The organism is Novipirellula sp., assembly GCF_041583735.1.
In the GTDB taxonomy this organism is placed as follows: domain Bacteria; phylum Planctomycetota; class Planctomycetia; order Pirellulales; family Pirellulaceae; genus Novipirellula.
In genome coordinates this window covers 1-5995 of the sequence record NZ_JBFHFD010000538.1, presented here as the reverse complement: position 1 = coordinate 5995, position 5995 = coordinate 1, and the positions used below count along the sequence as shown (strand labels likewise).

Sequence of the window (5995 nt, the reverse complement as noted above, 5' to 3'; positions counted from 1 at the left end):
AGTTGCCACAGGGTAGCGTCGCCCCGCCGCATGACGGGGCAGTTTTCCCCGGCAAATCCTAACCCGACAAATCCCAACCCGACGCGTCAGCGAGGGACCGAATCAAGATAAAGATTCCCCCCGCGAACGCTTCGAGTGATGACGAATGGGGAATTCGGAAACCACGCACCTTGGGATCGAAATCTTTACTGTCGTCGTCACGGAATCTCGCGAAAAACGCGTCCAAACGAAAACAAACGACATTGTGCTAGCAAAGCATTGACGTCGCCGTGTCAGCTGTTAGATTCTTAAGCGTTCGTGGTGACTTGCGGTGTTTCTACACTCGCGAGTGAACAGGGAACTCCGGTGAAATTCCGGGATGGTCCAGCCGCTGTGAACTGCCCTCGGATGCGTGAATCAAATGCATCCAAACCGAAACTCTTTCATTTAAAACGCCATTGCTCGGGAAACCTGTGTGACAGGAAATCGGGGCGAGAAGGCTGTGAGAACTCGGTCGGCAGTAAGTCAGAAGACCTACCACGAAATAGACGATTTCGTGCCCTCTTGGATTGGGGTGATCGTTGCGATGTGATTCGACGGGAATGTCTGCCGAAAGCCAATTGGCTGCACTGGCATCTTGATCTTCTGTGAATCGCGTCGATTCGATTTTCATTGTTCACAGAGCTTCTGCTCGATCACTGTTGTCGCCGCTTCGTAAAGCTATCTGAACGTCCATGCAAAAATGGTTTTCAGTCTGAGCTGACGGTACGCGCAAACCCATTGGGCAACCCCGCCACGGCATTTGCAATCCGGCGCTGGCCCAAGATCGAACCGAGCTAGCACTGCAGACTTAGGATGACCATGTCTAACACGACTTCGGCTCAGGCAAGCCTCACCACCGTATTGAAAGTTCGCAAACGCGATGGTCGCGAAGTCGACATGGACCGTGGTCGCATCGAGTCGGCGATCGAAAAAGCGTTCCGCGCGGAATTGAACCTCGCCGAAGGCCAACCGCTTGCACCACAAATCGAGCAAGATGTGCTGGCGATCATCGACCAAGTCTATGAGTTTGCGTCCGGGGATGCGGCGTCGGGCTGCCTGAGTGTCGAACAGATCCAGGACGTCGTCGAAATTGGCTTGATGCAGCGAGAGCATTTTCGAGTCGCGCGTCGCTACATCCTGTACCGTACCGAGCATGCACGACTGCGAGCGGTGCGTCACGTCGACTCGGGACTCGACGAATTGTCCATCGACAACAGCGGTTCTGCTCCGAAGTTGCGGCTGCAGATTGAACCGGGCGTGCATGTTGCATTTTCAGAAGCCAAGCTGAAAACATTTCTCGAATCGATTCCCGAGTCGACGCTACCGAACATCGAGACCAGCGAGATCGTTGCCGAAGTCATTCGCGGATCGTTCGACGGAATGACGCCCGAGGACATCGCCCGCGCACTTGTGCTTTCGGCTCGCAGCCGTATCGAGCGAAGCATGGACTATGACCGCTTTGCTGCGGCAATGCAGTTGGCCATCGTGTATCGCCAAACGCTGGGTTTGACCCAAATTGACGAGGACTTTGCGGACACTTATCGCGATCGTTTTGAACACTACGTGATCGAAGGGATTCGCTGCGGTCGATTGTCCGAACAACTGCGAAGCTTCGATCATCAACGACTCGCCGACGGCTTACTACCCGAACGAGACAAGCTGTTTCGCTATTTGGGCGTGCAGACGATTTACGACCGCTACTTGCTGCACGTTGATGGACGCCGCATCGAAACGCCGCAATACTTTTGGATGCGGGTCGCGATGGGACTAGCCCTTCGTGAAGATGAAAACCAGCGAACCGATCGGGCGATCGAGTTCTATCAACAGCTGTCGTCGTTCCGGTTCACCAGCGCGACGCCGACACTTTTCAACTCGGGCACTCAGCATCCGCAATTGAGCAGCTGCTACTTGACGACGGTGCAAGACGATCTGGCTCACATTTTCAAAAGCATTGGCGACAACGCGATGCTTTCCAAATGGGCGGGCGGGCTAGGCAACGACTGGACGAGCGTCCGTGCCACCGGTTCGCTAATCAAGGGCACCAATGGGACAAGCCAAGGGGTGATTCCCTTTTTGAAGATCGTCAATGACGCGGCGGTGGCGGTGAACCAAGGCGGCAAACGCAAAGGGGCGGTATGTGCCTACCTTGAGCCTTGGCATCTTGATTTCGAAGAGTTTTTAGATCTGAGAAAGAACACCGGCGATGATCGCCGCCGGACGCACGACATGCACACCGCGGCGTGGATCCCCGACCTGTTCATGCAGCGGGTTCGCGAAAATGGAACGTGGACGCTGTTTAGCCCCGACGAAGCAAGCGATCTGCACGACACCTACGGCCGTCGTTTCCGCGAGCGGTACGAGCATTACGAGCGACTTGCCGCTGCTGGCAAAATGAAACAACATCGCCAAGTTTCGGCAACCGAGTTGTGGCGAAAACTGCTCACTCGCACGTTTGAAACCGGACACCCCTGGGTGACGTTCAAAGACCCGTCGAACATCCGCAGCCCGCAAGACCACGCCGGCGTCGTGCACAGCAGTAACCTGTGTACTGAAATCTTGCTGAACACCAGCGAAGACGAAACCGCTGTTTGCAATCTGGGCAGCGTCAATCTGGCCGCCCATATTGTCGACGGTCGTCTGGATCATGATTTGCTAAAAGCGACGATCACCACCGCGATGCGGATGCTAGACAACGTGATCGACATCAATTTCTATCCCACAATCGAAGCGCGTAACGCCAATCTTCGCCATCGTCCCGTGGGTCTGGGGTTGATGGGATACCAAGACGCACTGCATCGATTGCAGATTGCCGTGGCCAGCGACGAAGCGGTCGAGTTCGCCGACCGCAGCATGGAAGCGATCAGCTACTACGCGCTGTTGGCATCGAGCCAATTGGCAGCCGAGCGAGGCCGCTATGAATCGTACAGCGGGTCGAAATGGGATCGCGGCTTGTTGCCGATCGACACAATTGAACTACTGCAACAAGAACGCGACACGCCGGTCGACGTTGACCGATCGATGACGATGGATTGGCAAGTCGTTCGCGACTCGATCGCCACGCACGGGATGCGAAACAGCAACTGTTTGGCGATCGCGCCGACCGCAACGATCTCGACCATCATCGGGGTGACTCAGTCGATCGAACCGACGTACAAATTGCTGTACGCCAAGAGCAATTTGTCGGGCGAGTTCACTCAGATTAACGAACCGCTTGTGGACGTTTTGAGCGAACATGGTTTGTGGGATGCACAAATGCTCGATTCACTCAAGTACCACGATGGATCCTTGTCTGACATCCAGCGTATCCCCGAATCGATCAAGCGTTTGTTTGCCACGGCGATGGAGATTGAACCGAAATGGTTGATCGAAGCCGCCTCGCGACGCCAAAAATGGATCGACCAAGGGCAATCGTTGAACCTGTACTTGGCCAAACCGAGTGGGAAATCGATTGATGCGATGTACCACCTGGCATGGCAACGCGGATTGAAAACGACGTACTACCTGCGTTCATTGGCAGCCACCCAAGTGGAAAAGTCCACGGTTGATGTGAACCGGCACGGCATCCAACCGCGTTGGATGAAATCGGCAAGTCAATCGGGGCAGATCCGTGTCGATCGCATGCCCGCCCCCGCTGCTTCGGCTTGCTCGATCGACGATCCCGATTGCGAGGCGTGCCAATAGTCGTGGCACGAACGAATTCGACGCAATGCTGTTTTACGTCAATTGGCTCGAACGCGGTTTCCGCGTTGTTCACACCCCAGGCATCGCGCGTGCGTTTGTTCGGGTCGAGAACAATGGCGACCATTTTACGCTGACGGACCTAGGCGGATTCGATTTGCCACAGCGAAACGGGCCTTTCCAAGCAACCCACTTTAACAAACACGATGAAGTGATCGAAGGTCCGATCACTTGCAACACCCGTCTTGGCTTAGCCGCTTGGCTTCGCACTCGATCCACCATTCCCATTCCTACCGACCCGAGGATGTAGGCCATGAACGCACCCCAAAACACCCAACTTCAAGCCGATCGTTTTGCCGCTAACGAAAAACGTTTGATCAACTGCAGTCAGGTGGACGTCAACCAATTGATGCCACTGAAATACAATTGGGCGTGGGAGCACTACCAAAACGGATGCGCCAACCACTGGATGCCAACCGAAGTGCCGATGACCAAGGACATCGAAACATGGCGTAGCGACCGATTGAGCGACGCGGAACGCCGCGTGATCATGCGCAATTTGGGCTTCTTTTCGACCGCCGAAAGTCTGGTTGGCAACAACCTTGTTCTCGCGATTTTCAAACACGTCACCAATGCCGAATGTCGTCAATACCTGCTTCGACAAGCGTTCGAAGAAGCCGTGCATTCGCACACGTTCTTGTACGTCGTCGACAGTCTGGGGCTAGACGAAGGCGAAGTGTTCAACATGTATCACGAAGTCCCCTCGATCGCTCGCAAGGATGCGTTTGAAACCGAGTTGACTGCCGAAGTGCTTGATCCGCACTTCACCACGTCCACGGACGATGGAGCTCAAGCGTTTCTGAAAAACTTGATCGGCTATTACCTGATCATGGAAGGGGTGTTCTTTTACACCGGCTTTGTGATGATGTTGTCGTTTCATCGCCGCAATTTGATGACCGGGATCGGAGAGCAGTTCCAATACATCTTGCGAGACGAAACGATTCACCTGAATTTTGGGATTGATTTGATCAACGGCATCAAAGCCGAGAATCCTCAGCTGTGGACCGAAGCGTTCCAATACGCGATGATCGATCGAGTCAAGCAAGCGGTCGAATTGGAACTTGATTACGCTCGCGATTGTTTGCCGACCGGAATCTTGGGACTCAATCACGACCTGTTCCGCGACTACGTCCAATACATTGCCGACCGGCGACTTGAGCGGATTGGGTTACCGATGCAGTACGGATCGTCCAATCCATTTCCCTGGATGAGCGAGACGATGGACTTAGCCAAAGAGAAAAACTTTTTCGAAACTCGCGTGACTGAGTACCAATCCGCCGGCAGTCTCAGCTGGGATTGATCCGCTAACGCCATGACGCTTTCTCGGGTAGCTACTTTCGCCAGAAGGTGGTGATTCGTATTGGCTGGTAACCATCCACGCTCTGGCGAGCGTAGCCACAGGACGCAGACGCTGTAATTTACTGTCTTAGGCCGGAGGCCGACACGCCCCATGTCGGTGGCGTAAGCCTGGACAGCTAAAACGTTGCGGTTCTTGTGATTTTTGGTTGCGTTAGTATTCTGCCACCTCTCCACCAACTTCGTTGGGGGAGAGGTCGAATGGAGCCTTCAGCGACATTCGGGTGAGGGGGCTGACCGAGCAACTCGCTCACCAACGCAAAAGCCGTTTGCACCTGAATTGCGCGGATGATAGCGCGGTCGCCCCCTCACCCGAGCAACGCCTTAAGGGCGTGCTCGACCTCTCCCCCGACTTCGTCGGTGGAGAGGTGACTACGTTATAGGCTGGAAGAAAAACTCACCCCAATATCCGACATCAATACCAGAGTTTTAGCGGCTCAGCGGTAGCCACCGGCACCAAATTTCCGCCTATGTTCTCTCGCATGTCCGCTACCGCATCGGTACCGCTGGATTACGGCCCTTCGCTTGGTGGAGCGAGGGTATATTCCGCAGGTCCCTCATCTTTGCAATAGAGTTCAAACGTTTTCTCAGCGACAACCTTTTCGTCCATCTCGATCGTCAACTGCCACAACCCTAGCTTGTCCTCGATCGGTTCCCAGATCGTATCGCCAAGGTAAAAATTCCAATCGTTTTGTTTGACGTACACGACCCCGTCAAACGGGGGCCTTCTCTTGCCGTCGGCGTCCAGGATGCCTGGGTGGTCGATGCAATAACGCAGCGATTGGTTCTTGGCGTTTTTGATGTTGACGACAAAGCCAAATTCGACGCCAACCTCGGCTCGCACGGAGGTGGTTGATTTGCAGAATCGCGGAAGCTCTTT

The 5995-nt window shown here is 54.5% G+C and carries 4 protein-coding genes and 1 riboswitch; of the genes, 3 read left to right on the top strand and 1 reads right to left on the bottom strand.

What is annotated here, in order from left to right:
• The first annotated feature begins 281 nt into the window (after positions 1 to 281).
• Positions 282 to 536, top strand: a riboswitch (cobalamin riboswitch).
• Positions 537 to 840: 304 nt separating this feature from the next.
• From ABX962_RS27720 to ABX962_RS27710, 3 genes are read left to right on the top strand one after another with little or no spacing between them, the layout of a single operon-like run.
• Positions 841 to 3702, top strand: a complete 2862-nt coding sequence (locus ABX962_RS27720) for a ribonucleoside-diphosphate reductase subunit alpha (protein ID WP_372724299.1) — start codon at positions 841 to 843, stop codon at positions 3700 to 3702.
• Between the two features lie 25 nt (positions 3703 to 3727).
• Positions 3728 to 4009, top strand: coding sequence for a hypothetical protein (locus ABX962_RS27715; protein WP_339941706.1), 282 nt, complete (start codon positions 3728 to 3730; stop codon positions 4007 to 4009).
• A gap of 3 nt (positions 4010 to 4012) precedes the next feature.
• Entirely contained in the window at positions 4013 to 5059 is a 1047-nt protein-coding gene (locus ABX962_RS27710) for a ribonucleotide-diphosphate reductase subunit beta (protein WP_372724297.1), read from the top strand.
• 567 nt (positions 5060 to 5626) lie between these two features.
• On the opposite strand, the gene ABX962_RS27705 is transcribed toward ABX962_RS27710, so the two are convergent.
• A partial coding sequence (locus ABX962_RS27705; protein ID WP_372724295.1) for a DUF3859 domain-containing protein occupies positions 5627 to 5995 on the bottom strand: 369 nt, incomplete at its 5' end.

Excerpts from the sequence above, each read along its gene's own strand:
- ABX962_RS27720 (WP_372724299.1), top strand. The coding sequence starts at position 841 with ATGTCTAACACGACTTCGGCTCAGGCAAGCCTCACCACCGTATTGAAA.
- ABX962_RS27715 (WP_339941706.1), top strand. The coding sequence starts at position 3,728 with ATGCTGTTTTACGTCAATTGGCTCGAACGCGGTTTCCGCGTTGTTCAC.
- ABX962_RS27710 (WP_372724297.1), top strand. The coding sequence starts at position 4,013 with ATGAACGCACCCCAAAACACCCAACTTCAAGCCGATCGTTTTGCCGCT.